29 protein-coding genes and 1 pseudogene are annotated in these 25,438 nt (G+C 70.2%); 20 read left to right on the forward strand and 10 right to left on the reverse strand.

The genetic code is table 11. The annotated features are described in order from the left end of the window. The first annotated feature begins 261 nt into the window (after positions 1-261). The 6 genes from PCA76_RS28105 to PCA76_RS28130 all read left to right on the forward strand — a co-directional run bounded on the left by PCA76_RS28105 (position 262) and on the right by PCA76_RS28130 (position 7,506). Positions 262-564 (forward strand): Uma2 family endonuclease, encoded by a 303-nt coding sequence (locus PCA76_RS28105; RefSeq protein ID WP_336298025.1) that lies wholly within the window; start codon positions 262-264, stop codon positions 562-564. 33 nt (positions 565-597) lie between these two features. After that, a complete protein-coding gene (locus PCA76_RS28110; protein WP_272613450.1) occupies positions 598-2,034 on the forward strand; it encodes a TldD/PmbA family protein in 1,437 nt (478 codons plus the stop codon). Then, on the forward strand, positions 2,031-3,443 hold the full coding sequence (locus PCA76_RS28115) for a TldD/PmbA family protein (protein ID WP_272613451.1): 1,413 nt from the start codon (positions 2,031-2,033) through the stop codon (positions 3,441-3,443). The genes PCA76_RS28110 and PCA76_RS28115 overlap by 4 nt, the downstream gene beginning before the upstream one ends. Positions 3,444-3,697: 254 nt before the next feature. Next, complete coding sequence (locus PCA76_RS28120; protein WP_272613452.1) at positions 3,698-4,504, forward strand: hypothetical protein; 807 nt, start codon at positions 3,698-3,700, stop codon at positions 4,502-4,504. Between the two features lie 12 nt (positions 4,505-4,516). Next, positions 4,517-6,445, forward strand: a complete 1,929-nt coding sequence (locus PCA76_RS28125; RefSeq protein ID WP_272613453.1) for a fumarate reductase/succinate dehydrogenase flavoprotein subunit — start codon at positions 4,517-4,519, stop codon at positions 6,443-6,445. Continuing rightward, a complete protein-coding gene (locus PCA76_RS28130; protein WP_272613454.1) occupies positions 6,442-7,506 on the forward strand; it encodes a succinate dehydrogenase/fumarate reductase iron-sulfur subunit in 1,065 nt (354 codons plus the stop codon). Before PCA76_RS28125 ends, PCA76_RS28130 begins: the two co-directional genes overlap by 4 nt. A 159-nt stretch (positions 7,507-7,665) precedes the next feature. On the opposite strand, the gene PCA76_RS28135 is transcribed toward PCA76_RS28130, so the two are convergent. Further along, complete coding sequence (locus tag PCA76_RS28135; protein ID WP_272613455.1) at positions 7,666-8,103, reverse strand: (deoxy)nucleoside triphosphate pyrophosphohydrolase; 438 nt, start codon at positions 8,101-8,103, stop codon at positions 7,666-7,668. Between the two features lie 183 nt (positions 8,104-8,286). On the opposite strand from PCA76_RS28135, the gene PCA76_RS28140 reads away from it, so the two are divergent. Then, complete coding sequence (locus PCA76_RS28140; protein ID WP_272613456.1) at positions 8,287-8,595, forward strand: 4a-hydroxytetrahydrobiopterin dehydratase; 309 nt, start codon at positions 8,287-8,289, stop codon at positions 8,593-8,595. A 98-nt stretch (positions 8,596-8,693) separates the two neighbouring features. Then, positions 8,694-9,023, forward strand: a complete 330-nt coding sequence (locus PCA76_RS28145) for a hypothetical protein (RefSeq protein WP_272613457.1) — start codon at positions 8,694-8,696, stop codon at positions 9,021-9,023. 78 nt (positions 9,024-9,101) lie between these two features. Here the strand turns inward: PCA76_RS28145 and PCA76_RS28150 are convergent, their stop codons facing one another. After that, on the reverse strand, positions 9,102-9,494 hold the full coding sequence (locus tag PCA76_RS28150) for a VOC family protein (RefSeq protein WP_272613458.1): 393 nt from the start codon (positions 9,492-9,494) through the stop codon (positions 9,102-9,104). Between the two features lie 5 nt (positions 9,495-9,499). Next, positions 9,500-9,853, reverse strand: a complete 354-nt coding sequence (locus tag PCA76_RS28155) for a DUF1801 domain-containing protein (RefSeq protein WP_272613459.1) — start codon at positions 9,851-9,853, stop codon at positions 9,500-9,502. 116 nt (positions 9,854-9,969) lie between these two features. Here PCA76_RS28155 and PCA76_RS28160 point away from each other — a divergent pair, with 116 nt between their 5' ends. The 5 genes and pseudogenes from PCA76_RS28160 (at position 9,970) to PCA76_RS28180 (ending at position 13,824) form a co-directional block, all read left to right on the forward strand. Continuing rightward, the gene (locus PCA76_RS28160) at positions 9,970-10,854 is read left to right on the forward strand and encodes a LysR family transcriptional regulator (protein WP_272613460.1); all 885 of its coding nucleotides are present in this window, start codon (positions 9,970-9,972) and stop codon (positions 10,852-10,854) included. Between the two features lie 67 nt (positions 10,855-10,921). Next, complete coding sequence (locus tag PCA76_RS28165; RefSeq protein WP_030337500.1) at positions 10,922-11,284, forward strand: PH domain-containing protein; 363 nt, start codon at positions 10,922-10,924, stop codon at positions 11,282-11,284. 226 nt (positions 11,285-11,510) lie between these two features. After that, on the forward strand, positions 11,511-12,242 hold the full coding sequence (locus PCA76_RS28170; RefSeq protein ID WP_272613461.1) for a class I SAM-dependent methyltransferase: 732 nt from the start codon (positions 11,511-11,513) through the stop codon (positions 12,240-12,242). A gap of 107 nt (positions 12,243-12,349) precedes the next feature. After that, positions 12,350-12,433 (forward strand): annotated as a pseudogene (locus PCA76_RS28175) (VOC family protein); the annotation flags it as partial. 110 nt (positions 12,434-12,543) lie between these two features. Then, positions 12,544-13,824: an MFS transporter gene (locus tag PCA76_RS28180; RefSeq protein ID WP_272613462.1), complete on the forward strand. Its 1,281-nt coding sequence runs from the start codon at positions 12,544-12,546 to the stop codon at positions 13,822-13,824. Here the strand turns inward: PCA76_RS28180 and PCA76_RS28185 are convergent. From PCA76_RS28185 to PCA76_RS28200, 4 genes are all read right to left on the reverse strand, one after another. After that, the gene (locus tag PCA76_RS28185; protein WP_272613463.1) at positions 13,808-14,251 is read right to left on the reverse strand and encodes an SRPBCC family protein; all 444 of its coding nucleotides are present in this window, start codon (positions 14,249-14,251) and stop codon (positions 13,808-13,810) included. The two genes, PCA76_RS28180 and PCA76_RS28185, sit on opposite strands and share 17 nt — an antisense overlap. Before the next feature lie 2 nt (positions 14,252-14,253). Continuing rightward, positions 14,254-14,604 carry an ArsR/SmtB family transcription factor gene (locus PCA76_RS28190; RefSeq protein WP_272613464.1) on the reverse strand — a complete coding sequence of 117 codons (351 nt, stop codon included), beginning with the start codon at positions 14,602-14,604 and terminating at the stop codon, positions 14,254-14,256. Further along, a complete protein-coding gene (locus PCA76_RS28195; protein WP_272613465.1) occupies positions 14,601-15,059 on the reverse strand; it encodes an SRPBCC domain-containing protein in 459 nt (152 codons plus the stop codon). The genes PCA76_RS28190 and PCA76_RS28195 overlap by 4 nt, the downstream gene beginning before the upstream one ends. 554 nt (positions 15,060-15,613) lie before the next feature. Further along, the gene (locus PCA76_RS28200) at positions 15,614-16,150 is read right to left on the reverse strand and encodes a hypothetical protein (protein WP_272613466.1); all 537 of its coding nucleotides are present in this window, start codon (positions 16,148-16,150) and stop codon (positions 15,614-15,616) included. A 360-nt stretch (positions 16,151-16,510) separates the two neighbouring features. Here PCA76_RS28200 and PCA76_RS28205 point away from each other — a divergent pair, with 360 nt between their 5' ends. After that, positions 16,511-16,759, forward strand: coding sequence for a hypothetical protein (locus PCA76_RS28205; RefSeq protein ID WP_272613467.1), 249 nt, complete (start codon positions 16,511-16,513; stop codon positions 16,757-16,759). Positions 16,760-17,376: 617 nt separating this feature from the next. On the opposite strand, the gene ychF is transcribed toward PCA76_RS28205, so the two are convergent. Continuing rightward, positions 17,377-18,462 carry a redox-regulated ATPase YchF gene (gene ychF, locus PCA76_RS28210; protein WP_272613468.1) on the reverse strand — a complete coding sequence of 362 codons (1,086 nt, stop codon included), beginning with the start codon at positions 18,460-18,462 and terminating at the stop codon, positions 17,377-17,379. A 142-nt stretch (positions 18,463-18,604) separates the two neighbouring features. Here ychF and PCA76_RS28215 point away from each other — a divergent pair, with 142 nt between their 5' ends. After that, positions 18,605-19,174, forward strand: a complete 570-nt coding sequence (locus PCA76_RS28215; protein ID WP_272613469.1) for an exonuclease — start codon at positions 18,605-18,607, stop codon at positions 19,172-19,174. Positions 19,175-19,177: 3 nt separating this feature from the next. Here the strand turns inward: PCA76_RS28215 and PCA76_RS28220 are convergent, their stop codons facing one another. Then, positions 19,178-19,912: a peptidase E gene (locus tag PCA76_RS28220; protein WP_272613470.1), complete on the reverse strand. Its 735-nt coding sequence runs from the start codon at positions 19,910-19,912 to the stop codon at positions 19,178-19,180. Between the two features lie 61 nt (positions 19,913-19,973). Then, a complete protein-coding gene (locus PCA76_RS28225; RefSeq protein WP_272613471.1) occupies positions 19,974-20,468 on the reverse strand; it encodes a hypothetical protein in 495 nt (164 codons plus the stop codon). Between the two features lie 138 nt (positions 20,469-20,606). Here PCA76_RS28225 and PCA76_RS28230 point away from each other — a divergent pair, with 138 nt between their 5' ends. The 5 genes from PCA76_RS28230 to PCA76_RS28250 all read left to right on the forward strand — a co-directional run bounded on the left by PCA76_RS28230 (position 20,607) and on the right by PCA76_RS28250 (position 25,408). Continuing rightward, positions 20,607-21,116, forward strand: coding sequence for a SigE family RNA polymerase sigma factor (locus PCA76_RS28230; RefSeq protein ID WP_272613472.1), 510 nt, complete (start codon positions 20,607-20,609; stop codon positions 21,114-21,116). Next, positions 21,113-21,595, forward strand: coding sequence for a hypothetical protein (locus PCA76_RS28235; RefSeq protein WP_272613473.1), 483 nt, complete (start codon positions 21,113-21,115; stop codon positions 21,593-21,595). Before PCA76_RS28230 ends, PCA76_RS28235 begins: the two co-directional genes overlap by 4 nt. A 261-nt stretch (positions 21,596-21,856) precedes the next feature. Beyond that, entirely contained in the window at positions 21,857-23,299 is a 1,443-nt protein-coding gene (locus tag PCA76_RS28240) for an FAD-binding oxidoreductase (protein WP_272613474.1), read from the forward strand. 100 nt (positions 23,300-23,399) lie between these two features. Continuing rightward, positions 23,400-24,902 carry a DNA-3-methyladenine glycosylase 2 family protein gene (locus tag PCA76_RS28245; RefSeq protein ID WP_272613475.1) on the forward strand — a complete coding sequence of 501 codons (1,503 nt, stop codon included), beginning with the start codon at positions 23,400-23,402 and terminating at the stop codon, positions 24,900-24,902. Continuing rightward, positions 24,899-25,408: a methylated-DNA--[protein]-cysteine S-methyltransferase gene (locus PCA76_RS28250; RefSeq protein ID WP_272613476.1), complete on the forward strand. Its 510-nt coding sequence runs from the start codon at positions 24,899-24,901 to the stop codon at positions 25,406-25,408. Before PCA76_RS28245 ends, PCA76_RS28250 begins: the two co-directional genes overlap by 4 nt. The last annotated feature ends 30 nt before the right edge of the window (positions 25,409-25,438 follow it).

The raw sequence follows: 25,438 nt of genomic DNA on the forward strand, positions 1-25,438 counted from the left end.
TTACCCGCCGACATACGGCGAGCATCGAACACCACCCGCTCACGACGCCGCGCACTTGAAAGAAAGAGCTCTCCCGGTACTTCGAGTCTCGCGCTGACGCAACAAACCTTTGCGATCACAACGTCTGAGCGGGCAAGTCATCTCGTGCTCGCACGTCGAGTGCGACGTTGGCGATCCCCATGAGTTGCACTGGCGGCATGCTTCCCGACGGAATTCTTGGCCGTGCGCTGCCCTGGACCGAGTCCGACTACCTTGCCCTCGGTGAGACGGCCCAGCGAATCGAACTCCTCGACGGCGGACTGCGTGCCGGCGGATGCGGTCCTGCTGGTCGGTGAGGTCACCGCGCCCCACACCGCCCTGATCGACCGCGTGCTGAAGCCGCATTTGTACGCCACAGCCGGCATCGAGTGGTATCTGCTCGTCGAGCAGGACCCGCTGGCCCTGTACCTCCAGCAGCGGCAGGGCGGCCACTACGTGGAGAGGGCAACGACGAAGCGCGGCGAGGTTCTGGAACTGACCGAGCCGGTGCGGGCCACGATCCGGCCGGAGGACCTCGTCCCCTGACGGGTGTCGGTCGGCTGGCCTAGGGTCGGTCGCATGACCGAGTTCGACGCTGCCACCGCCGCCGTCCAGGCCGCCCTCGACGCGGGCGCCCGGTACGCCGACGCCCGGGTGATGCACCGCCGCTACGAGTCGATGACCGCGCGCAACGGCGACGTGGAGGAGCTGACCCAGGACGAGAGCATCGGGCTCGGTGTCCGGGCGCTGGTCGGGGCCAGTTGGGGCTTCTACGCCGTACCCGATCTCTCGGACGCCGCGGCCCGCGACGCCGGCCGTCGTGCGACGCGGACGGCCATGGCGAGCGCCCGGGTGCCCGGCCCGCCGGTCGACCTGGTCGCGGTCGAAGCGGTCACCGCGAGCTGGGCCTCCGGTTGTCAGATCGATCCGCTCGGGGTGCCCCTGTCGGACAAGGGCGATCTGCTGGTCGGCGCGACCCGCACGATGGCCGAGCACGGCGCGGACCTGGCCGAGGGCCTGTACCAGATCTGGGACACCGCGAAGTGGTTCGTCTCCAGCGAGGGCCACCGGATCGACCAGCGGATCCGCGAGTGCGGCGGCGGCATCTCCGCCACCTCGATCGGCGATGGTGAGACGCAACGCCGGTCCTGGCCGAGTTACCGGGGGCAGTACGGCACCACCGGCTGGGAGCTGGTCGAGTCGCTCGACCTGGCCGCGCACGCCGCACAGATCGCCGAGGAGTCCCGGGCTCTGCTCACCGCGCCGCTCTGCCCGGCCGGCGAGACGGATCTGATCCTCGGCGGCGAGCAGCTCGCCCTGCAGATCCACGAATCGGTCGGGCACGCCATCGAGCTGGACCGGATCCTCGGCTGGGAGGCCGCGTTCGCCGGCACGTCCTGGCTGGACCTGGCCCAGCTCGGCTCCCTGCGCTACGGCTCGGAGCTGATGAACATCACCATCGACCCGACGATCCCGGGCGCGCTGGGCAGCTTCGGCTTCGACGACGAGGGCTCCCCGGCGGTCAAGCGGGACGCGGTCCGCGACGGTCGCTGGGTGGGTGTGCTCGCCGGCCGGGACTCCGCCGCCATGGCCAGCCTCGACTACGGCGGCAGCGTCCGGGCCGACGGGTGGGCCCGGCTGCCCATGGTGCGGATGACCAACGTCGGCCTGGAACCCGGCCCGCACACCCTGGAGGAGATCATCGCGGCCACGGACGACGGCGTGTTGATGGACCTCAACCGGTCCTGGTCCATCGACGACAAGCGGCTCAACTTCCAGTTCGGCTGCGAGGTCGGCTGGGAGATCAAGAAGGGTCGGCGGGGGCGGATGCTGCGCAACCCCACCTACACGGGGATCGGCCCGCTCTTCTGGCGGTCGATGGACATGCTCTCCGGCGAGACGGTCTCCTGGGGGACGCCCAACTGCGGCAAGGGCCAGCCCGGCCAGGTCGGGCACACCGGCCATCCGGCCGCGCCGGCCCGCTTCCGCAACGTCCGGGTGGGGGTGTCGGCGTGAGCGCGAATCGGTCGACGGAGTTGGAGCTGGCCGGGCAGGTCATCGAGCTGGTCCGGCGCCTCGGCGGTCCGGGCGCGCAGGCCGACGCCGTGGTGACTCGGGCGGACCTGGCGCTGACCCGGTTCGCCAATTCGGCCATTCACCAGAACGTCGCGGAGTCGTCCGTCGGGGTCCGGCTGCGGCTGCACGTCGACGGTCGGACCGCCGCCGGCAGCGGCAGCGTGGTCACGGCCGACGGGCTGCGCGCCCTGGTCGAGCGCACCCTGGCCGCGGCGCGGCTCTGCCCGCCCGACCCGGGCTGGCCAGGGCTGACACCGCCCACGCCCACACCGGACGCGCCGCCCGTCGACGAGGCCACCGCGCACGCCGAGCCGGATCAGCGTGCCGACCGGGTCGGCGCGTTCGTGGCCGCCGCCGGGGGCCTCAGCACGGCCGGCTACTGCCGCACCGCGCACCGCTCGTCGGCGTTCGCCAACTCGGCCGGGCACACGGCGTACGGCCGCTCGGTGGAGGCCGCGATGGACGGCATCGCCCGCCGCGACGGCGCGGACGGGGTGGCCCGGCGCTGCGCCGACCGGCTGTCCGACCTCGACGGCGCCGAGTTGGGCGCGCAGGCCGCGGCGAAGGCGCAGGCGGCGGCCGACCCTGCTGAGCTGCCGCCGGGGCGCTACGAGGTGGTGTTCGAGCCGGCTGCCGTGGCGGACCTGTTGCAGAACCTCTCCTGGTACGGCTTCAACGGCAAGCGGTACGCCGAGCGGCAGTCGTTCGCCGAGCCGGGGGCGGCCCAGTTCGACTCGACGGTGACCCTGGTGGACGATCCGCTGGGCGCGTCGGGGCTGCCGTTCGACGCGGAGGGCACCGCTCGACGGGCGTTGACCCTGGTCGAGGCGGGCACCACCCGGGCGCTGGCGCACGACCGACGGACCGCTGTCGAGGCGGGTGCGGAGTCCACCGGGCACGCGGTCGCGGGCGGTGCCACCTGGGGCCCGATGGCTCGCAACCTGCGCCTGTCCGGCGCGGCGGCCGGTCCGGCCAGCGCGGTGGGCCGCAGCACCACCGGCGGGGCCGCCGGCGCGGTGGTCGACGCGGACACCGCGGCACTGGTCGCCGGAGTACGCCGAGGGTTGCTGGTCACCGATCTCTGGTACACGCGGGTGCTCGACCCGAAGAGCCTCGTCGTCACCGGGTTGACCCGCAACGGCGTCTGGCTGATCGAGGACGGCACGGTCGTGCGCGCGGTCCGCGACCTGCGGTTCACCGAGTCGTACCCGCGGGCGCTCGGGCCGGGGGCCGTGTTGGGGCTGGGCACGCGGGCGGTGCGCCAACCGGATCGGGTGGACGGTGCGTGGTGGGCGGCGCCCTCGCTGCGACTGGCCTCCTGGCACTTCACCGGAGGAGCCTCCGGCTGAACGGGAGTGACGTTCTTAACAACGCTCCATCGATCGGCGTGCCGAGGCTTTTCCGCAGGCCAGACACACGGGACACTCCCTTGCGCGGACGGCCCGCAGAGATCGGCGTAACGTGTGTCACTTAGCTGCGTCGGTCGATCCGGCGTGGTCGTTGGTGTGCGCATGACGTGGCAGCGGGTGCGGGTTCGCCGGTCCGCGTGCCGACCGGAGAAAGATCAGCCCGCCCGTACGGGCCCGTCGAGGAGACGACTCGAATGACTTCAACGGCAACGAAGCCGCGGGGAGCGCGGGCGCGCGCTGCCATCGCGGCGAAGACGTTGCGTACCGACCGCTGGTGGTTCGCCCCGCTGATCACCGTGATCGGGCTCAGCGCCTGGGTCGCGTACGCGACGGTCCGGGTCTTCATGCACAAGTGGTACTGGGTGGACCAGTACCACTACCTGACCCCGTTCTACTCCCCGTGTGTGACCGACCGGTGTGTCGAGGAAGCCTCGCACTTCGGCCGGTTCCTGCCGGGCTGGTGGATCATCCCGGACGCCGCGCTGACCCTGCCGTTCCTGCTGCTGTTCCGGCTCACCTGCTACTACTACCGCAAGGCCTACTACCGGTCGTTCTGGCTGTCGCCGCCGGCCTGCGCCGTCCCGGACGGTCACAAGGAGTACGGCGGTGAGACCCGCTTCCCGCTGCTCGGTCAGAACCTGCACCGCTACTTCTTCTACGCCGCCGCGATCATCTCGCTGATCAACACCTGGGACGCGATCCTCGCCTTCCACTCGCCAAAGGGCTTCGGCTTCGGGCTGGGCAACATCATCCTGCTGCTCAACGTGGTGATGCTCTGGGCGTACACGATCTCCTGCCACTCCTGCCGGCACATCATCGGCGGCCGGCTCAAGCACTTCTCCAAGCACCCGGTGCGGTACAAGGCCTGGACGTTCGTCTCGGCGTTGAACGTCCGGCACATGCAGCTCGCCTGGATCACCCTCGGCACCCTGGCGCTGGCCGACTTCTACATCATGGCGCTCGCTGCCGGCTGGTTCTCCGACCTGCGGTTCATCAACTAAAGGGCCCCTGACATGACCACAACCACTCGCATCGAACGACACCACTACGACGTCGTCGTCATCGGGGCCGGCGGCGCCGGTCTGCGCGCGGCCATCGAGGCCCGGCTCGCCGGCAAGAAGACCGCGATCATCTCCAAGTCGCTCTTCGGCAAGGCGCACACGGTGATGGCCGAGGGCGGCGCGGCCGCCGCGATGGGCAACGTGAACAGCCGGGACAACTGGCAGGTGCACTTCCGCGACACCATGCGCGGCGGCAAGTTCCTCAACAACTTCCGGATGGCCGAGCTGCACGCGAAGGAGTCGCCGCAGCGGATCTGGGAGCTGGAGACGTACGGTGCGCTCTTCGACCGCACCAAGGACGGCAAGATCTCCCAGCGCAACTTCGGCGGCCACGAGTACCCGCGCCTGGCGCACGTTGGCGACCGGACCGGCCTGGAGCTGATCCGCACCCTCCAGCAGAAGATCGTCTCGCTCCAGCAGGAGGACCAGCGGGAGTTCGGCTCGTACGACGCCCGGATCAAGGTGTTCTCCGAGACCACCATCACCGAGCTGCTGCTCGACGGTGACCGGGTCGCCGGCGCGTTCGGCTACTACCGCGAGTCCGGGGAGTTCGTTCTCTTCGAGGCGCCGGCCGTCGTGCTGGCCACCGGTGGCGTCGGACGCTCCTACAAGGTCACCTCGAACTCCTGGGAGTACACCGGGGACGGGCACGCGTTGGCGCTGCGCGCCGGGGCGACGCTGATCAACATGGAGTTCCTCCAGTTCCACCCGACCGGCATGGTCTGGCCGCCCTCGGTGAAGGGCATCCTGGTCACCGAATCGGTACGCGGCGACGGTGGCGTGCTGAAGAACTCCGACGGCAAGCGGTTCATGTTCGACTACGTCCCCGACGTCTTCCGCAAGCAGTACGCGGAGACCGAGGAAGAGGCGGACCGCTGGTACACCGACCCGGACAACAACCGGCGTCCGCCGGAGCTGCTGCCCCGCGACGAGGTGGCCCGCGCGATCAACAGCGAGGTCAAGGCCGGCCGGGGCTCCCCCGCCGGTGGCGTCTTCCTGGACATTGCGAGCCGGCGCTCGGCCGACGAGATCCGCCGACGGCTGCCGTCGATGTACCACCAGTTCAAGGAACTGGCCGACGTCGACATCACCGCTGAGCCGATGGAGGTCGGGCCGACCTGCCACTACGTGATGGGCGGCGTGGAGGTCGACCCGGACTCGGCTGCGGCCTTCGGCCACGTACGCGGGCTGTTCGCCGCCGGTGAGGTCTCCGGTGGCATGCACGGCTCCAACCGACTGGGCGGCAACTCCCTGTCCGACCTGCTGGTCTTCGGCAAGCGGGCGGGCGGGCACGCGGCCAGCTACGCCGACGGGCTGGCCGCCCGGCCGAAGGTGGCCGTGGACGCGGTCGAGGCTGCCGTGGAGACCGCGCTCGCGCCGCTGCAGCGGGACACCGGCGAGAACCCGTACACCCTGCAGCAGGACCTCCAGGCGGTCATGGGTGACCTGGTGGGCATCATCCGGCGCGAGGGTGAGCTGGCCGACGCGCTCGTCCGGCTGGCCGAGCTGCGGGAGCGGGTGGCCAAGGTGAGCGCGGCCGGCGGCCGTCGCTACAACCCGGGTTGGCACCTGGCTCTGGACCTGCGCAACATGCTGGTGGTCTCGGAGTGCACCGCGAAGGCGGCGCTGGAGCGGCAGGAGTCGCGCGGCGGGCACACCCGGGAGGACTATCCGGCGATGGAGCCGAAGTGGCGGCAGGTGAACCTGGTCTGCGCGCTGGACGGCGACACCGTGCAGCTGACCCGCAAGCCGCTGCCGAAGATGCGGCCCGAGCTGATCGGCCTCTTCGACCGGGTCGAGCTGGGCAAATACCTCACCGACGAGGAGCTCGCCGACTTTGACGCTCTCGTCGCCGACGCTGGAGAGGCGGACAACCGATGAGCGCGAAGCGTCAGTTCCGGATCTGGCGGGGCGACGAGACCGGCGGGGACCTGCAGGACTACATGGTGGAGGTGAACGAGGGCGAGGTCGTCCTCGACGTCATCCACCGTCTGCAGGCGACCGACGCCCCCGACCTGGCCTGCCGGTGGAACTGCAAGGCCGGCAAGTGTGGTTCCTGCTCCATGGAGATCAACGGCAAGCCCCGGCTGGGCTGCATGACCCGGATGTCGACCTTCGGCGAGGAGGAGACCGTCACGGTCACCCCGCTGCGCACCTTCCCGGTCATCCGGGACCTGGTCACCGACGTCTCGTTCAACTATGAGAAGGCACTGGAGACCCCGGCGTTCGCCCCGCCGGCGGACGTCGCACCGGGTGACTACCGGATGCAGCAGGTCGACGTCGAGCGCTCGCAGGAGTTCCGTAAGTGCATCGAGTGCTTCCTGTGCCAGACGGTCTGCCACGTGATCCGCGATCACGACGAGAACAAGCAGGCGTTCTCCGGCCCCCGGTACTTCATCCGGGCGGCCGAGCTGGACATGCACCCGCTGGACACCCGGACCGACCGCAAGGAGTACGCGCAGGCCGAACAGGGCCTCGGTTTCTGCAACATCACCAAGTGCTGCACCGAGGTCTGCCCCGAGCACATCAAGATCACTGACAACGGGATCATCCCCATGAAGGAACGGGTCGTCGACCGCAGGTACGATCCCCTTGTGTGGCTTGGTAGCAAGATCTTCCGTCGGGGCGAGACTCCCCAGACCAGCGTGACCACCGCCCGTCAGGGCTCGACGTCGCCGGCTGCGGCCAGGGGCGGGGTGCACTCGCACGCGGGTGGCTCCCACGACCCGCGCGCCGAGGCGCAGGCGCAGAGTGGCGTCAACTGGGACCGGGAGGTGCCCCACCCGACCGCTCCGGCGGTCGACGACCGGGGCCGGTTGCCGCTGACCGAGCTCACCTTCGACCGGGCCGCCGCGCCGTCGCCGTTCGGCGACGACGTGACCTTCCCGCTGCCTCCGGAGCACCTCAACTTCGCGCACCCGGACCAGGACAACAAGCACTGACGAAGACCCACCTGAACGAGGGCTACCGGCACTGCCGGTAGCCCTCGTCCCGTCTCCACCCCCGACCCTCGTGGTTGATCATGAAGTTATTGCCGCGCTCTACGGCGTGTCGCGGCAATAACTTCATGATCAACGAGAGCTGGGGGTGGGGGTCAGGGGTTAGGGGGTTAGGAGGGGGCGGAGGGCCGCCACGATGGGAGCGTCGGCGGGGAGCCACGTGACCGAGTCCAGTTCGTCGGCAGCGAGCCAGCGGAGCCCCTCGTGTTCCAGGGCCTGCGGCTGGTCACCGCCGATCAGGCGGGCGGCGTAGACCTTGAGCACCGAACGGCCGTGCGCCATCCGCACATCGCGGCCGACCCGGTCGCCGATCTCGACGCGTACGGCCAACTCCTCGGCGCACTCCCGGACCAGCGCGTCGGTCTCGGCCTCCCCCGGCTCGACCTTGCCGCCCGGAAACTCCCACATTCCTGCCACCTCTGGCGGGGCGGCACGCGCACAGGCGAGCACCCGCCCGTCCCGGATGATCGCCGCACCGACGATCACCTTCAGGTCCCGTCGCTCGGCCTGCCCGCCACCATTCGCCCGTTCGGTCCGCACGGGCGTCCAGGGTGCCAGATCAATCGGCGGTTTGGGTACCGTAGCCGTCCGCTAGGCCAATAAGACACGGAAGTGTGGGCGTGGACACCCCTTCCGAGCAGCGAGAGACTAGAGGACACCGACAAGACACGGGATGGCGACGATTTGGCCACGAGCCGGCAACGGCGCTTGGGGGGTGCGGTGATGCGCGTGCTGTTCAACAGCAGGGCCAAGCACGACTACCTTGCCGACGCGTTGACCTTGCTATCTGGTTGGACACGCGAAGGGGAGCAGATCCGACGGACGCTCGCGATCGACGATACCCAACACGCGGCACTAACTGAACGGGTCAAGGTGGTCGCGGATGCGCTGCATCTGCGACCCGAGATCAGCCGTGGGTCCGACAGCACCCAGATCCGGGTCGGGCACGGCAACGGCGAGCCGCTGACCGAGGGCGAGGTCCTGTTGGCCGCCCGCATCGAGGACGCATATCGAGCAGTCACCGAGTCCTGAGGTTTCCCTGAAAGGCACCAGGGTACGTATTCGGTGCGGGAGCAGACAACATGGTTGCAACCCGGACTGATTTCCCCTTTTGCACTTCAGGAGCTGATATGACCACCCCCACGCCCACGAAGAACCACGGCACCGACCACGTCGAGCACGCTGGCCAGCACGATGTCCGCCGCGTGCACCGCCACGGCGACGAGACAAAGCCCTCGTGGAAGACCACCGAGCTCGCGATCTACGTGCTCGCCGTCATCGGCGTGCTGATCGCTTCGAACGCCGTCGGCGATGGTGCCGCCGACAACGGCGCGGACTACTTCGCCGCCGACAAGGCGTGGTGGTACATCACCCTGCTCACCATCGGCTACCTGGTGAGCCGCGGTCTGGCCAAGTCCGGCAGCCGCAGCGCGGACCACGACCCGCGCAGCGACCACTGACGTACCCCAGAAGCCCCGCGCTTCCCGTTCTTGGACGGGAGACGCGGGGCTTCCGCATGTCGCCGGGCAGTTCGGGGCTCATTCGCCGGCTCCGGCGTCCTGCGGGTACCAGCGCAACTCCACCGAGTTGCCGTCCGGGTCCTGCACGTAGATCGAGGTCGCCGACCCGCGGGCGCCGAACCGGCCGACCGGCCCGGTCAGCACCGTGAAGACCCCCGATTCGATCACCCGCGCCCAGTCCAGCGGCGCCACCACCAGGCAGAAGTGGTCGACGTTCGTGCCCTGCCGCTCCCCTCGGACGAGGTCGATGATGCACTCGGGACCGACCCGCACCGACGGAAACGGCACCGCGCCGGCCCGCCACTCGTCGACCCGGACCGGTGACAGTCCGAGCCGGCCGCAGTAGAAGGCCAGGGCCCGCTCCACGTCGGCGACGGTCAACACCAGGTGGTCGAAACCAGTCACCCGCACCGCGCTCACTCCTCCTCCAGGTCGGCCGCCGAGCGCAGCCAGTCGGTGAACAGCGCCGGGTCGATGTCCGCGACGCCGCGCAGCTTCACCGCTGCCATCGCCCGCGCACCGGGTATCAGCCGCCCGGACGCGTCGGCGATCTCCTGGCCGCGCCACAGCCCGAAGGTGACGTACGACCCGTACGCCTTGACCAGGCAGATTGGCCGCTGGCCAGGCCGGTCGCCCAGGCCCCAGACCGGGTGGCCGTGCCACATCGCGCCGGTCGCCCCGGGCAGGGCCGTCGCGATGATGGGCGTCAGCTTCTCCCCGATCTCGCGCAGCGGACCGGCCAGGCCGGCCAGGTAGTCGTCGATGCTCATCTCGCAGCCTCTCGGTCGGGTAGTTCTCTGCCGCGTTCACGATCCGCTGCTCGGAGTCGCCGACCAAGACCGACTGCCGCTACGATCGTTGACCACAGGTCAACGGTGGGAGCGGTGTGCTGGAGCGGTACGAGGTCGAGACGTTCCTGACCCTCGCCGAGGAGCTGCACTTCGGCCGGACCGCCGAGCGGCTCACCGTCAGCACGGGCCGGGTCAGCCACGTCGTCAAGAAGCTGGAGCGCCAGATCGGTGCACCGCTGTTCGCCCGGACCAGTCGGGTCGTCCGACTCACTCCGATCGGCCGGCAACTCGCCGACGACCTGGCTCCACTTGTCGCCGGGATGGAGGAGGCGGTCCGCCGCGCGGTCGACGCCGGCCGCGGCGTCACCGGGACGCTACGGGTCGCGTTCCTCGGCGAGTGGACCGCGCCGGTTCTGCTCCGGGCGGTGGCCCTGTTCACCGAACGGCACCCCGACTGTCGGGTGGAAGTGCACGAGGCGCAGCTGTCCACCACCCGGTCCGGCCTGCTGGACGGCTCCACCGACGTGCTGATCGCCTCGTACCCCTTCGACGGGATGGCCACCGGCCCGGCGCTGCTCTCCGAGGACCGGGCGCTGGCAGTGGCCGCCGGGCATCCGCTCACCCGGGAACGGTCCGTCTCGCTGGAGGTGCTCGCCGACCACCCGGTGGTGCAGTACCCGACGGTCACCTCGGTGGAGTTCAAGCGGGACCGCACCCCGGAGCGCACCCCGTCCGGTCAGCCGATTCCCAAGGGCCCCGCCGGCAACACCTTCTCCGAGATGCTGTCCCTCGTCGCGCTGGGCCGGGGCGTCCTGCCGGTGGGCGAGCACACGCGGCGCTACTACCCGCGCCCCGACGTGGCGTACGTGCCCATCCACGACGCGCCCCCGATCGAACGAGGACCGGTCTGGCTACCCAGCAACACCACCACCCGGGTACGCGAGTTCGTCCGTGCGGCGGCCGACGCGAACGCGCAATGAGGCACGGCGAGTTCCGCCACCGTCGCCCACGCCGGGCGGCTGGCGCCGGTTTTCTAGCCTGGGACGCATGGCGAACATCGCGTACGACCGCAAAGAGCAGGTCCAGCAGATTGAGAGTGGCCTCCTCGAGGGTGAGCAGATCATCGCCGTCTACGACGCGGTCGGCACCGGCACCGGGTTCATCGGGCTGACCGACCGACGGGTGATCATCCAGGACCGCTCCTTCGTCGGAAAGCGGTTCGCGATCACCAGCATCCCGTACTCGAAGATCACCAGCGTGAGCGTGGTCAGCAACAAGTCCTGGGGTGGCTCGTTCTTCTCCACCGGTGCGATCGCCATCCACGTCGGCACGCACACCTACGAGGTGGAGTTCCGTGGCGCGCAGAAGAGCCACCACGTGCACAACGTGATCCTGCACCACATCTCCTGACCGCCCGACCCGCCGGCGGCCCGGCTGGCGTAATTGCCTTGCCGGGCCGTGGCGCCCTCTGGTGTCCTGAGTCGACAGCCGCGCGAAGGGAGCAGCCACCATGCCAGTCCCGACGAAGTCCCCCGAATCGACCGTCATCCGACCTGATGAATCGAGGCTTCGTGAAATCTGCTCCCCTGCCGACGGCGCGGCTACGCGCCACTGACACCAAACCCGGAGGCCGCTGATGTCGGTCTTCGACGATCCCGGCCTCTTCGGCCGGCTGTGGGCCGCCGGGTACGACGGCGACGCCAACCCCGACCCCGCGCCAGCCGTCGATTTCCTGGCTGATCTGGCCGAGGGCGGTCCGGTTCTCGAGTTGGCGATCGGCACCGGCCGGGTCGCACTGCCGCTGGTCAGGCGCGGTCTCACCGTGCACGGCGTCGAGGCGTCCGAGGAGATGCTGGCGCAGTTGCGGGCCAAGCCCGGCGGCGATCAGATCCCGGTGGTCGTCGCCGACATGGCGGACGTGCCGGTGCCGGGTGAGTTCCGGCTCGCGTACCTGATCTTCAACACGCTGTTCAACCTGGTGGATGCCGAGCGGCAGGCGGACTGCTTCCGCAACGTCGCCCGGGTGCTGTCGCCCGGTGGCGCGTTCGTCATCGAGACTTTCGTGCCCGACCCGCGCGACTTCGACTCCGACGAGCAGGTGCAGGTGCGCAGCGTGACCGAGGACTCCGCGACGATCCGGTTGCACCGGTACGACCGGCCGGCGCAGAGGTTCATCCGGCAGACCATCACCTTCGACGGGGACGGCGTACACCTGAAGCCGTTCGCCATGCGGTATGCCTGGCCGCACCAGATCGACGCGATGGCGCAGCAGGCAGGGCTCCGGCTCACCGAGCGGTACGCGGACTGGCAGCGGCGACCGTTCGACGCGGACAGCACGGCCCACATCTCCGTCTACCGGGCGGAGTAGCGGCGGTTGGTCGACTCCGGTTCCGGGAACCCGTGGTGTCGAGGTCTCCTTGACCCCCCGACTTCAAGGAACCGGAGTCGATCTCCGATCTGGCGAGGTGGTGAACGGGGCCGTACGAGTTCCCCGGTGGTTGTCGGTTCCACTTCACCGATCCCAGCGGCAACGAACTGGGCGTCTGGGCCGAGCACTAGCCCGTCGGCGGACGGGCAGCCGGCCGACGAGATGGCCTTGCGCCGTGAGCGGATTCTGCTGTTGGCAGTCATTGTTGATCCGCAGGGCTCGCGCCGGGTCAGCTGGCAGCATGCCATCGGACGCCGCCCGTTTCCCGCGCTCCTCGCCCTACTGGCCAGTGGTCAGTCACCCACAGCTCCGCCGCGTTCTGCCCGGGCTTGCCGTGTCCGCGTTGGGCGACGGCATGGCGGTGGTCGCGGTGATCTGGCTCGCCATCCAACTCGCCCCGCACGATCAGCGTTTTACCTGGATCGCGGTCGCCATGGCGGCGTACACCCTGCCCAGCGCCGCTGGGACCGTCGTCTTCGGCCGACTGCTGCGGGGGCGCGGCGGCGCCCAGCTCGCTGGATGGGACGCGATCCTGCGGGCGACCGCGCTCGCGGCGATTCCCGTCGCCCACCTCGCCGGCGCGCTCACCATCGGGCTGTACGTGGTCCTGCTCGCCGCGTCGGCGTTGCTGCACTCGTGGGGTTCGGCGGGGCGGTTCACCCTGATCGCCGAACTGCTGCCGCAGCGGCACCACCTGCCGGCGAACGCGGTGCTCACCACCATCGGTGGGTTCGCCACCATCGTCGGCCCGCCGCTGGCGGGGATCCTGATCGGCTGGGCGGGGCCGGTCTGGGTCATCGCCATCGACGCCGCCACCTTCGCCGCGCTGGCCCTCACGTACCGCCTCGCCCTTCCCACCACCGACCGTGCCGACCGGTCCGAGCCCGCCACCTCGCGGACCGCCGGCTTCGCCGTCATCCGCCGCAACCCCACGCTGCTGGGCCTCCTGGTGCTGAGCCTCGGTTTCTTCTTCCTCTTCGGACCGGTGTACGTGGCGATGCCGATCCACATCACCGATGACCTGCACGCCTCCGCCACGCTGCTCGGCATCTACTACACCGCCTTCGGCGTCGGCGGCCTCGTCGGAGGTCTTGTCGCCGGCCACCTTCGCCGCTGGCCGCTGCGGGCCACCACCATCGGCATCGTCGTCGGGTTCGGAGTCGCCATCCTGCCACTCGGCCTGGGTGCACCCGTCGGCCTGTCGCTGCCCGCCTTCGCCCTCGCGGGCCTGATCTGGGCGCCGTACATGGCAACGTCGATGGCGCTGTTCCAGCGCAGCACGTCGACCACGCAGCTACCTGCGGTGCTCGCCGCGAACGGGGCCATCCTCGTGCTGGCGGTGCCACTGGGCACCATGCTGGGCGGGCCCCTGGTGGGTGCCATCGGCGCCCGCCCGGCGCTGCTGCTCTGCGCCGTGGCGATCGTGGCCCTCGGCCTGATCGCCGGGGGGTTCGCGATCTCGCGGCGGAGCGCGCGATCCCCCGGCGGTCCAGCCGTCCCCGAGATCAGTGCCAGTCGCTGATGCGGACGTCGTCCGGCGCCGGCCTGCCGCGACCGGTCTCCACCAGCTCCTTGAGACTCATCAGGAAGATCGCCCACTTGGTGCTGCAGTGGTGCATGAATTCGACCGGCTCGCGCCAGCCCTCGTGCGTGAACTGGACGATGGTGTATTCGCCGCGCTGGTCGAGACGCCAACTGACCTCGGTGCCGACCCATTCCTGAGGGCCGTCGACGACCCGCCACCGCACCCGGCCTGCGGGGTCCAGCTCAAGGACCTCCATGTCGAATCCACCGGCGTCGCCGAACCGGAAGGCCAACTGCCCACCGACCTCGCTCTTGCCCACCGTGTCTGTCGTCCACCAGCCGGCGAGCCCTTCTGGAGTTGCCACCGCTCGGTAGACGTCGTCGAGCGGGGCGACGACGCCAACCCGGTGCAGAATGTCGACCATTCTCATGCTCCTTCGTTGTTGTGGCGGCTGCGTTCGATCGCCTCAGCGATCCGCTTGATCCGGCGGAGTCGGGCGTCCCAGCTGGAGCCGACCGCCGACAACTGCGCGACGGCTCGGGCGAGCTGCGCCTCGTCGACCTGGTAGTGACGCTCGCGACCGGCCGACTCGGCGTGAATCAGCCCGACCCGGTCCAGGACCGCCAGATGCTTCGAGACGGCCTGGCGAGTGACGGGCAGCCGCCTGCTCAGTGACGTTGCAGTGCCGGGGCCGTCGGCAAGAAGAAGATCGATCATCGTACGCCGAGTGGGGTCGCCGATCGCGGACCACAGCTCATCGTCGACCGCCGTACTCACGGGGTCGCGACCAGCCGCGCGACGTACGTGCCCAGCCTGGGGATGTAGTGGTTCCACCCGTTCTCGTGGTCGCGGTACTGCTCCTCGAGGACGGCGATCTCCCAGCCCATCTCGCGGAACCCGGTCTCGGTCATCCGGATCAGGGTCCCCGCACCACTGGGGACCAGGTCGAAGGTGACGAGCAGCGCCTGCCCACTCCGTTCCGGCTCCGTGAAGCACCACCGGAAGGAGAATCGCTTCGGGGGGTCGACCTCGACGACGGCGAGCGCGACGGTCGTCGTCTCGCCCGTGTCAGCGTTGCGCCACACCAGCTCACCGGGGGCGCCCGCGACCGACTCGAACCGTGCGTCGTCAGGCCACCACTCCCGCATGTGCTCGGGCTGGCTGACGACCTCGAAGACCACCTCGGGTGAAGCGTCGACCTGGATGTCGCGCTCGATGGTTCCCTGCTCCATGCGTATCAACCTTTCGCAACCTTTGGTTGCACCTAACCTACGACACCCGCCAGCTAAGCGCAACCTTTTGTTGCGCAATGACGGTGCAGGCGATGCCACTCCGCTGCGGGAACAGCGGGAAACCTCCAGGCGCTAATCCACGCCGTCAGCAGCCGGGGGGTGTGATCTCCAGACCTGCGCGGGGTTGAAGACGCAATCGGACCGATGCGTTAGGGCGGCGGTCGTGGTGGCAACCCCTCCGAAGACCGCTCCTGACGTCGAGTGTCTGACCCGAACGTCGGACGAGGGGGTCGGCACCTACGCATCGCCTCCTTTGCTCTGCTTCAACCCAGGCAACACCGCGCGTCCGATATCCGAACACCGGGTGTTGCCTCCGCTGAAGCAGAGCAAAGGAGGACCCGAACACCCTCGCCACCGGAGGGATGGCCAGTTACCAAGCCCTTGCCTCGCCGACCCCGCACCAAACGCAACAGCGTTGACATCCAGGATCGAGGGTGACCTTGGCGGGCCACGACGTCTGAAGCCTTGGTCGAACCTCGGACGGTCCGCGAGGGTCAGCCACGGCTGGCATGCAGGTACACGGTTACCACGTCCGGTGCGTCGAGACTGAACAGGACGGACCTGGACGAACCGTCGGCGGCGGGTTGCTCCTCGATGATGCCGGAGACGGCCTTGGCGGTTTCGGGGTCCCACAGGTTGCCGCCGCCGACGTTGTGTTTCGCGTCGACCGCCCGAAGACCCGGTACGGGAGCCGCGGTGAACTTTGCCTCGGCAACGAAGGCGTCGAGCGCGGTACGGGGAATACGGAACTTCACCGAGAGCCTGGTCTCCAGGCCGTTGCTGTAAGCGGCGGACAACAGCACGGTGCCGGGAGGCAGAGTCACATGGGCAACGGCTTCCACCTGAGCCGCGCTGGCGACCTGCGGCTCAGACTGCACCGGGAGCAGATCTAGTTCGTTGTTGACGACGAAGACCAGCCCGGCCACACCGCAGGCGACCAGCGACAACACCAGGCTGATGCAAGCAAGCACGAATGCGCTGTTGCTGAGCCGATTGCGGGTCGGCCGGGCAGCGGTCTCGATCATGGCCAACACGATAAGGGGAGAGCCGAGAGCCAGCCTCGGGCGGTTCACCCCCGGGGCGGCGGCTCAACCGCGTGACCTGCAAACACAGGCCAGACTCAGACGTTGAAGCGGAACTGCGAGCCGTAATCGGCTCACCAGCGGGAACTGCGCTCGGCACCTGCTCACAGGGCCTCGCAGGCTGCCAGGGCTACTCACTGATCGACAACGTTGACAGTGTCTCGTGGCCCCCTGTGTGCCCCAGACAGCCGTGCGTCACCAGGCGTAACCGACCGACCTGGCAGGATCAGCCTGGTGATGAGGTCCGCCGGGTTGCTACGCTGCGAGGCGATTGCATGGGTCGACGAAGACTGGCCAGGGTGGGTCCGTGTGCGGCTGGTCGACGCCGACGGACGAACCCGGTTCTTCGTCGACAAGGTGCCGATCTTCTTCGTGGATGACGACATCCTTCCCGGCGTTGCTCTGCCCCGGCCGGCGTTCGTGAGGTGCCATGTCGTCGGTCAGCAGGAGGACCAGGTCCTTGTCGTTAGCACTGCTCCCGACCACGTGGAAGCCGAGGACGGAGCCACTCAGTTCCGGGTCCGCCCGAACCAGCTAGAGCGGGCGAACCGGTCCTGATCCAACTGAACTGTCAGCTTGGGAAGCGCGTTGATCTACACGGCGAGTAACGGCTGGAGTTAGGTGCGGACCACCGACCGTGATCGTTCACCCTCCGGCCTTGCCCATGCTGCCCTTCGTTGACCACTCCATCGGGCACGAAACGGGCACGGACCGGCGGCCTCCTAGGGCCGGGGTGGTTCCTCATGGCGGTGGAGCCATTGCGCGAGAACCTGCTCAATGCGTCCTTGCTGTCGCGCCCGCCGAACCAGCAGCGCGACAGCAAGTAACAGAACCAGGGTGGCCCACTTGGGTACACCCGCTTTCCAGGCAAGCCTCCCAGCAAGCATGGCGACCAGGAGCAGAAGCCACTCCGCCCTGCCCGGGGTCACCCACCGGACCACCCATGCACGAGTCACCCACACACCGAACCACAACTCCGGTTTAGCCGCCTCAACCGATCAGTGCAGATGGATCAACGGTGACACGAGCAGTGCCTCTTCGTCCCGAAGGAATTATCGCCCGTCAATGAGCTGCGCGAGTAGCAGCGCTGAACACACCGAACGGTTCATCAGCGTCCATGAGCGTCCGGCCTCGGTCGCGTCCGTCGTCACCCAGTTGGTCACCCAACCCGACCGTCAGACGTTGAAGCGGAACTCCACGACGTCGCCGTCCTGCATGACGTACTCCTTGCCCTCGATGCGGACCTTGCCCGCCGCCTTGGCCGCCGACATCGAGCCGTACTCGACCAGGTCGTGGTACGAGACCACCTCGGCCTTGATGAACCCGCGCTGGAAGTCGCTGTGGATGACGCCCGCGGCCTCCGGCGCGGTGGCGCCGACCGGGACGGTCCAGGCGCGTGCTTCCTTGGGGCCAGCCGTGAGGTACGTCTGGAGGCCGAGCGTGCGGAAGCCGACCCGGACGAGTTGGTTGAGGCCGGGCTCGTTCTGCCCGATCGACTCCAGCAGCTCGCGCGCCTCGTCCTCGGGCAGGTCCACCAGCTCAGACTCGATCTTGGCGTCCATGAAGACGGCCTCGGCGGGGGCGACCAGGGCGCGCAGCTCGTCGAGGAACGACTCGTTGGCCAGCTCGGCCTCGTCGACGTTGAAGACGTACAGGAAGGGCTTGGTGGTGAGCAGGTGCAGCTCGCGCAGGTGCTCCAGCTCGATCTTCGCGGCGGCGGCCCCGGAGTAGAGGGTGGTGCCGCCGTCGAGCAACTCGATGGCGGCCTTCGCGGCGGCGACCGCGGCGGCCCGGTCCTTGCGGAGCTTGGCTTCCTTCTCCAACCGGGGCAGCGCCTTGTCCAGGGTCTGCAGGTCGGCGAGGATCAGCTCGGTGTTGATCGTCTCGATGTCGTCGGCCGGGGAGATCTTGCCGTCGACGTGCACGACGTTCGGGTCGGAGAAGGCCCGGACGACCTGGCAGATGGCCGAGGCGTCCCGGATGTTGGCCAGGAAGGCGTTGCCCCGGCCCTGCCCCTTCGACGCGCCGCGAACCAGGCCGGCGATGTCGACGAACGACACCGGGGCGGGCAGCACCTTCTGCGAGGAGAAGATCTCGGCCAGCTTGCCCAGCCGCTCGTCGGGGAGCCCGACCACGCCGACGTTGGGCTCGATGGTGGCGAACGGGTAGTTCGCCGCCAGCACGTCGTTCTTGGTCAACGCGTTGAAAAGCGTGCTCTTGCCGACGTTGGGCAGGCCGACGATGCCGATGGAAAGACTCACGACCAGCCAGCTTACGCGGGTGCCGGCCGGGCCGGTCCACGCGGCTCCGATCCGGCCGCGCCGGGCGGTCGATCGTCGCTTCCGCGAGGCCCCGGCATGCGTTGCTACTCTCCCGATTCGATGTCTCGCTGTTGGAGGTGGGATGACCTCGACCTTGCCCGAGCTGTACATCGCCGTCGATGTGGAGGCGGACGGGCCGATTCCCGGGCCGTACAGCATGATCTCGCTGGGTATGGCCGTGGCCGGCCACCCGGACATGGCGTTCTATACCGAGCTGCGGCCCATCTCCGACGAGTTCGTTCCGGCGGCGCTGGCGGTGTCCGGCCTAGACCGGGACCGTCTGCTGCGGGAGGCGCCCACCGCGCAGGAGGCGATGGCCGCCGCGGCGGCCTGGGTCAACGGGCTGCGCCGGATCGGCCGCCCGGTCTTCCTCGCCGCGCCCGCCGTCTGGGACGGCATGTTCGTGCACTGGTACTTCGTCCGCTTCGTCGGCCACAGCCCGTTCGGAGCCACCGGCTCGGGTGTCGATCTCCGCAGCTACTGGATGGGGCTGACGGGCAGCGAGTGGGTCCAGACCCGCAAGGGCAAGATCAAGCACGAGCTGGGCCTGCACGACGTGCCGCACACGCACCACGCTGGTGAGGACGCCGCCGAGCTGGCGCAGGTCTTCGACGCGGTGCTCCGCCGGCGGCAGCCGGGCGAGCAGGAATGACACTCAGCCGAGCAGGCGTGGGGCGATGACCGCCTCCCGGACGCTGCCGTCCGCGCCGCGGCTGACCTCGTACGCCGAGACACCCTCGCGGTCCGCGATTGCCTCGACCAGCCGGGTGCCTCGGTAGAGCAGGCCGACCCCGTCGTCGGTGCAGTGGCTGGTCGGCAGCGTCCCGTCGCCGACCAGCTCGTGCATGAGCGGGCGGCGCTGGCCCTCGCTGTCGTAGTGCACCCCGTTGCCGTACGGCAGCCAGGCCAAGCCCTCGGTGAAGCCGCGCAGCCGGGGGCCGAAGCTGTCGGTGGCGCCGCCGACATGCCAGCAGATCGAGCCGGCGGAGACGCCGGCCAGCACCACGCCGGCCTGCCAGCACTCGTGCAGGATCTCGTCGAGCCCGTGCACCCGCCAGACGGCGACCAGGTTGGCCACGCTGCCGCCGCCAACCCAGATCACGTCCTGGGCGAGCAGGTGGGCGCGGACGTCGTCGACGTTCGGCATCGGGAACAGGGCGAGGTGCGACAGCCGGAACCGGGTGTCGGCGAACGCGCCGTAGACGGTGGCGAACGAGGTGGGCTGATCGCCGACGGCCTGCCCGAGGTAGCAGACCCGCGGCTGCGGACCGGCCTCGGCCAGTTCGGCCGCCAACTCGAAGACCGGGCTGGGGCGCAGGTCGGCGGGACCCCGGTCACCCCGGAAGAAGCCCATGCTGGTGGCGAGGATGGTCGGTTCACTGGCGGGCATCGAGCGTCCTTCCGTCGGGGGTCGTGCAGCGTCCATCCTGCCGCAGCCGGCCGCATCATGGTCAACGAGACGGGTCGGGCCGCCGCTGGCGAGGCACCTCGACTTCGGCCCACAGAGGCCGGTCGGCCAGTGGCAGTTGCCCGGCAGCGGCACGCGGCAGGGTGAACCGGTCGGCGGCGGCCGGACCGGCCGAGACCGACTCGCGCAGCATCCACCGCACCTCGTCGGCCGTCCAACCCAACCCTGACCGAGCGGCGATCTCGCGAACCAGCCGCCGACCGACGCGGGTGTCGTCGTCGTAGAAGCGCATGCACCAGTGGTGCGTCCACATCCCGAGCGCCCGCAGGCCCGCGTCGTCGAGTGAGCCGGCCAGCCGGCCGCATGCGGTGTCGGGAAACGCCTGCTCGGGGTCGCCCGCCCGGTCCCGTTCGATGGCGCCCACCGCGGCCGGCGCGACGGCTCGCATCCGGCGGTAGAAGGACTGCGCCACCGCGCGGGGCAACGGCGGGAACGCACCCTGTGTCGACGCCGCCGCCCAACCCGCCACGCTCGTCATCCCCGCACCCCTTCTTGAGTTGGTGGCCGGACGGTACCCGTCACGACCGACACTTCCGGGCCGAAAAACCCCTCGGATCGTGGATAGCGACGATGACCTGGGGCGTCTGTATGGGTGACAACGAAACGGGGGTGGTGGATGGACGAGGACGAGCGCACCCGGCTGGCCGAGTTCGTCGGCAGCCGGACTCCGGCGCTGATGCGGGTCGCGTACCTGCTGACCGGGGACCGCAACGCCGCCGAGGACCTGTTCCAGTCGGCGTTGACACGGACCATCCCGAAGTGGGGAACCATCCGGCACGCCGATCCCGAGGGGTATCTACGCGCGGTGATGTACCGCGAGCAGATCAGCTGGTGGCGACGACTTCGTCGGTGGCGGGAGACACCGCTCAACCCGGCGGACGAACCGGTCGGCGCCGACCCGAGCAGCGGCTCCGACGTGCGGTTGGCGATGCGTGCCGCGCTGCGTCACCTGCCACCGGCACAGCGGGCGGTGGTGGTCCTGCGCTACTACGAGGACCTACCCGAGGCCCGGGTGGCCGAGTTGCTGGGCTGCTCGGTGGGCACCGTACGCAGCCGTACCCACCGGGCGGTCAAGCGACTGCGCGACCTGCTGCCGGAGGTCGAGTTGCTGGAGGTACGGCAATGAACGATCCCTTCGAGCACCTCATCCGCTCCACCCTCACCGACCTGGCCGAGGAGGCACCGATCGTGCATGACCAATTGAGCCGAGCGGAACGGCGGGTCCGCAACCGACGCCGCGCCACGGTGACGATGGGGGCGGTGAGCACCCTTGCGGCGGTCCTGATCGCCACCCCGCTCGCCCTGGCCGCGACCGGCTCGGACGAGCTTCCACCGGCCGCGCCCAGCCCGGCGGGCCCACCGGCCGTGCCCAGCCCGCCCGTGCCCAGCCCGTCCGTGGTGCCGACAGTCACACCGAGCCCCGACGGCCCGACCCCGTCGCCGTCGAGTCCGCTGGGCCCACCCGGGGTGCCGGGCCGGCCGACGGTCACGCCGATTCCGCCGGCCCCGCCCGGCGTGCCAGGTCGACCGACGATCAGCCCGACCCCGCTGGGCCCGCCCGGCGTGCCCGGCCGGCCGACGGTCACGCCAATCCCGTCGCCGTGAGCAGGACCGGTCAGGCCGGCGGTCTCCCCGCCCGGCCTGACCGGCAACCCACGGTCGTCTCCGGCCGCGGCGCCACGACGACGGTGGCTTCCTCCGGAGATCCCGGTCACCTTCGCGCCGGCACTCCCCGTACCAGCGAGCGCCGGGTGTCGCGGCGAACAGGTTGCGCCGGTCCACGGAGTTTGCCGAGGGCGGCAGGCCCGCTCATTCTTGGCCCATGACCGATCGCGGACACCCGAGGTGCGAGCTGCGGGGGCAACGATGAGCACCGCCATGGCCCGGGTGCCCGACTCGCTCACCGGGCAGATCGTCACACCCGGTGATCGCCGGTACGCGCAGCTGCGCTCGACGTACACCACGTCGGCGTCGCCGGCCGCCGTCCTGCTGCCGAAGACCACCGCGCAGGTGATCGACGCCATCCGGTACGCGCGGGAGCAACGGCTGCCCATCGCCGTTCGCAGCGGGGGACACGGCTTCTCCGGGGCGTCCTCCAACAACGGTGGCGTGGTCATCGACCTGTCCATGCTCAACCGGGTGCAGGTGCTCGACGAACGGGCCGGGCTGGTCCGGGTCGAGGCCGGCGCACGCTGGGCGAACGTCGCGAAGACGCTGGCCCCGTACGGCCTGGTGATCAGCTCAGGTGACCACGGCGGTGTCGGGGTCGGCGGCCTGGCCACCGGCGGCGGTATCGGCTGGCTGGTCCGTGCCCACGGACTGACCATCGACCGTGTCCGCGCGGTCGAGGTGGTGCTCGCGGACGGGACCCTGGTACGCGCGGACGCGGAGCACGAACCGGAGCTGTTCTGGCTGGTCCGGGGCGCCGGTGCGGGTGCGGGGATCGTGGTGGCGTTCGAGATCGAAGCCGCCGAGCAGCGCAACGTCGGCGTGACGCAGTTGGTCGTCGAGGCGCACCCGGACGGCCGCACCATCCGGGAGTGGACGAGTTACCTCGCGCAGGCCCCACGGGAGTTGTCCGCAGCCGCCATGGTCTACGCGGAGGGCCGCTCGGCCCTCCTGTCCATCACCGCCGTGGTGGCCGCCGAGAGCCTGCGCCGGGCCCGGCCCGCCGTGGAGCCGCTGCTCGCCATCGGCAAGGTGCTCGAACACCGGACCGACCTGCTGCCCTACCCGACCCTGGTGCCGACCGCGCACCTGCACCCCAACGTCGGGCAGCAGCGCGGAACGACCACGAACGGCCTGTTCACCGGGCTGGACGAGGCCGGTGCGCGGGCCGTCATGCGAGCGGTCACCGGACCGGGGCGGGCGGTGGTCCAGCTCCGCTCGTTGGGTGGGGCGATCAACGACGTCGCTACCGACGCGACCGCGTACCCGCATCGCCACCAGGACTTCATGGTCGCGGCCTCGGTGTTCCCGCCGCAGGGTGGCGCGGCGTTGGACGCCGCCTGGCGGGCCGTGGGCGCCCGCGCCGACGGCGCGTACGTCAACTTCGAGAGCCGGCCGGACCCGGCCGCGTTCGCCCGGATCTACCCGGGCGAGACCGGGGTCCGGGTGCGGCGGCTGTGGAAGCGGTACGACCCGGACGGTGTGTTCCGGCCGGCCCTGCTGACCGGTCAGCCCAACCGGTCCGGCCAACCCGCCCGATCCGGCCAACCCGCCCGATCCGGCCAACCCGCCCGATCCGGCCAACCCGCCCGATCCGGCCAACCCGCCCGATCCGGCCAACCCCACCGACGCCGCCGCTGACCGTCGACCGGGCCGCCGACCCACCCCGACCCGGAGGCGCGCACAGCGAGGTCCGATTCCCGCCAGCCGATGGCCCGCCGAGCGGGGCATCATCGGTGACATGGAGATGGACTTCGAGCGGTGTTACCGAGCTGTGGACAGCCGTGACCAGCGGTTCGACGGCTGGTTCTTCACCGGTGTGACGTCCACCGGCATCTACTGCCGGCCGTCCTGCCCGGCGATCACACCCAAGCGGCAGAACGTCCGGTTCTTCCCGTCCGCCGCCGCCGCGCAGGGTGCCGGGCTGCGCGCCTGCCGCCGCTGCCGGCCGGACGCCACGCCCGGCTCGCCCCTGTGGGACATTCGCGCCGACGTGGTCGGCCGGGCGATGCGGCTGATCTCCGACGGCGTGGTCGACCGGGACGGCGTACCGGGGCTGGCCTCCCGTCTGGGCTACACCGAGCGGCACCTGCACCGGATGCTGAGCGCCGAGATGGGTGCCGGGCCGCTGGCGCTGGCCCGGGCCCAGCGGGCACAGACCGCCCGGATCCTGATCGAGACGACCGACCTTGCGATGGCCGAGATCGCGTTCGCCGCGGGCTTTGGCAGCGTGCGGCAGTTCAACGACACGCTCCGCGAGGTGTACGCGAGCGCCCCGTCCGACCTGCGGACGGCCCGTGGCCACCAGCAGGCACCGGCCGGGGCGGGGACCATCGCGCTCCGGCTGGCGTACCGTCCGCCGCTGCACGCCCAGGCGCTGCTGGACTTCCTCGCGGTGCGGGCGCTGCCCGGCGTTGAAGAGGTTCGCGACGGGACGTACCACCGGGGTTTGCGGTTGCCGCACGGCACCGGCCAGGTGGCGCTGACCCCGGCGGACGGGCACGTGGCGGCGACGCTGCGGCTGGCCGACCTGCGGGACCTGGCGCCGGCGGTGGCCCGCTGCCGCCGGTTGCTCGACCTGGACGCGGATCCGGTGGCCATCGACGCCACGCTCGCCGCCGACCCGGCGCTCGCCCCGGCGGTCGCCGCCGAACCCGGCATCCGGGTCCCCCGCGCGGTCGACGGTTTCGAGATGGCCGTCCGCGCCATCATCGGCCAGCAGGTCTCGGTCCTCTCCGCCAAAACAACCCTGACCCGCCTCCTAACCACCCCCACCCCACAGGTTGATCATGACGTTGTTGTCAACGACACCGGCGTGTCGCGACAACAGCTTCATGATCAACAGGGCGAAGGAGGGCCGGGGGGACTGCGGGGGTTTTTGGGGGCGGAGGAGGTTTTGGCCCTGCCGGACTCGGGGTTCGGGATGCCCGTGGGGCGGCGGGAGAGCCTGCGCGGGCTGGCTCGGGCAGTGGTTGACGGGTCCCTCGACCTCGCGGCGGGTGTGGATCGGGAGGAGACCGTGCGGCGACTGCTCGCGCTGCCCGGCATCGGCCCGTGGACCGCGAACTACCTGGCCATGCGCGCCTTCGGCGACCCGGACGTCCTCCTCAGCACCGACCTCGCGGTCCGGCGCGGCGCCGCCGCGCTCGGCCTGCCCGACACCCCGACAACCCTCGACGGGTACGCCGACCGTTGGCGTCCCTGGCGGTCCTACGCCACGATCAGACTCTGGAGAGCGGCATGAGCATCGACAGCACCGTACTGAGCACGCCGACCGGCCCGCTGAGCATCCTCGCCGGCCCGGATGGCGACGTACGGGCAGCCGGCTTCACCCCGGACCCGGCGGCGCTGCTGCCCCTCGTCCACCCGACCCTGCGGGCGCCACTGCGACAGCGGAACGACCTCGGCCCGGTCAGTGCGGCGGTCCGGTCCTACCTGGACGGTGATCTCGCCGCCATCGACGCGGTGCCGGTCCGTCAGCTGACCGGTGGAGAGTTCATGGCGCACGCCTGGCAGGTGCTGCGCGAGGTGCCGCCCGGCACCCCGGTCACCTACACGGGGTACGCCGCGCTGGCCGGGCGGCCACCGGCGGTGCGGGCCGCCGCGGCTGCCTGCGCCCGGAACGCGGCGGCACTGTTCGTACCCTGCCACCGGGTACTTCGGACCGACGGCACGCTCGGCGGCTACCGCTGGGGGCTGGACGTGAAGAAGTGGCTTCTCGGTCATGAGCGGCGGTTGACAACAAGCTGACAGCAGCAGGGACACCCATTGCCGCTACCG

The organism is Micromonospora sp. LH3U1 (genome assembly GCF_028475105.1).
Taxonomy (GTDB): domain Bacteria; phylum Actinomycetota; class Actinomycetes; order Mycobacteriales; family Micromonosporaceae; genus Micromonospora.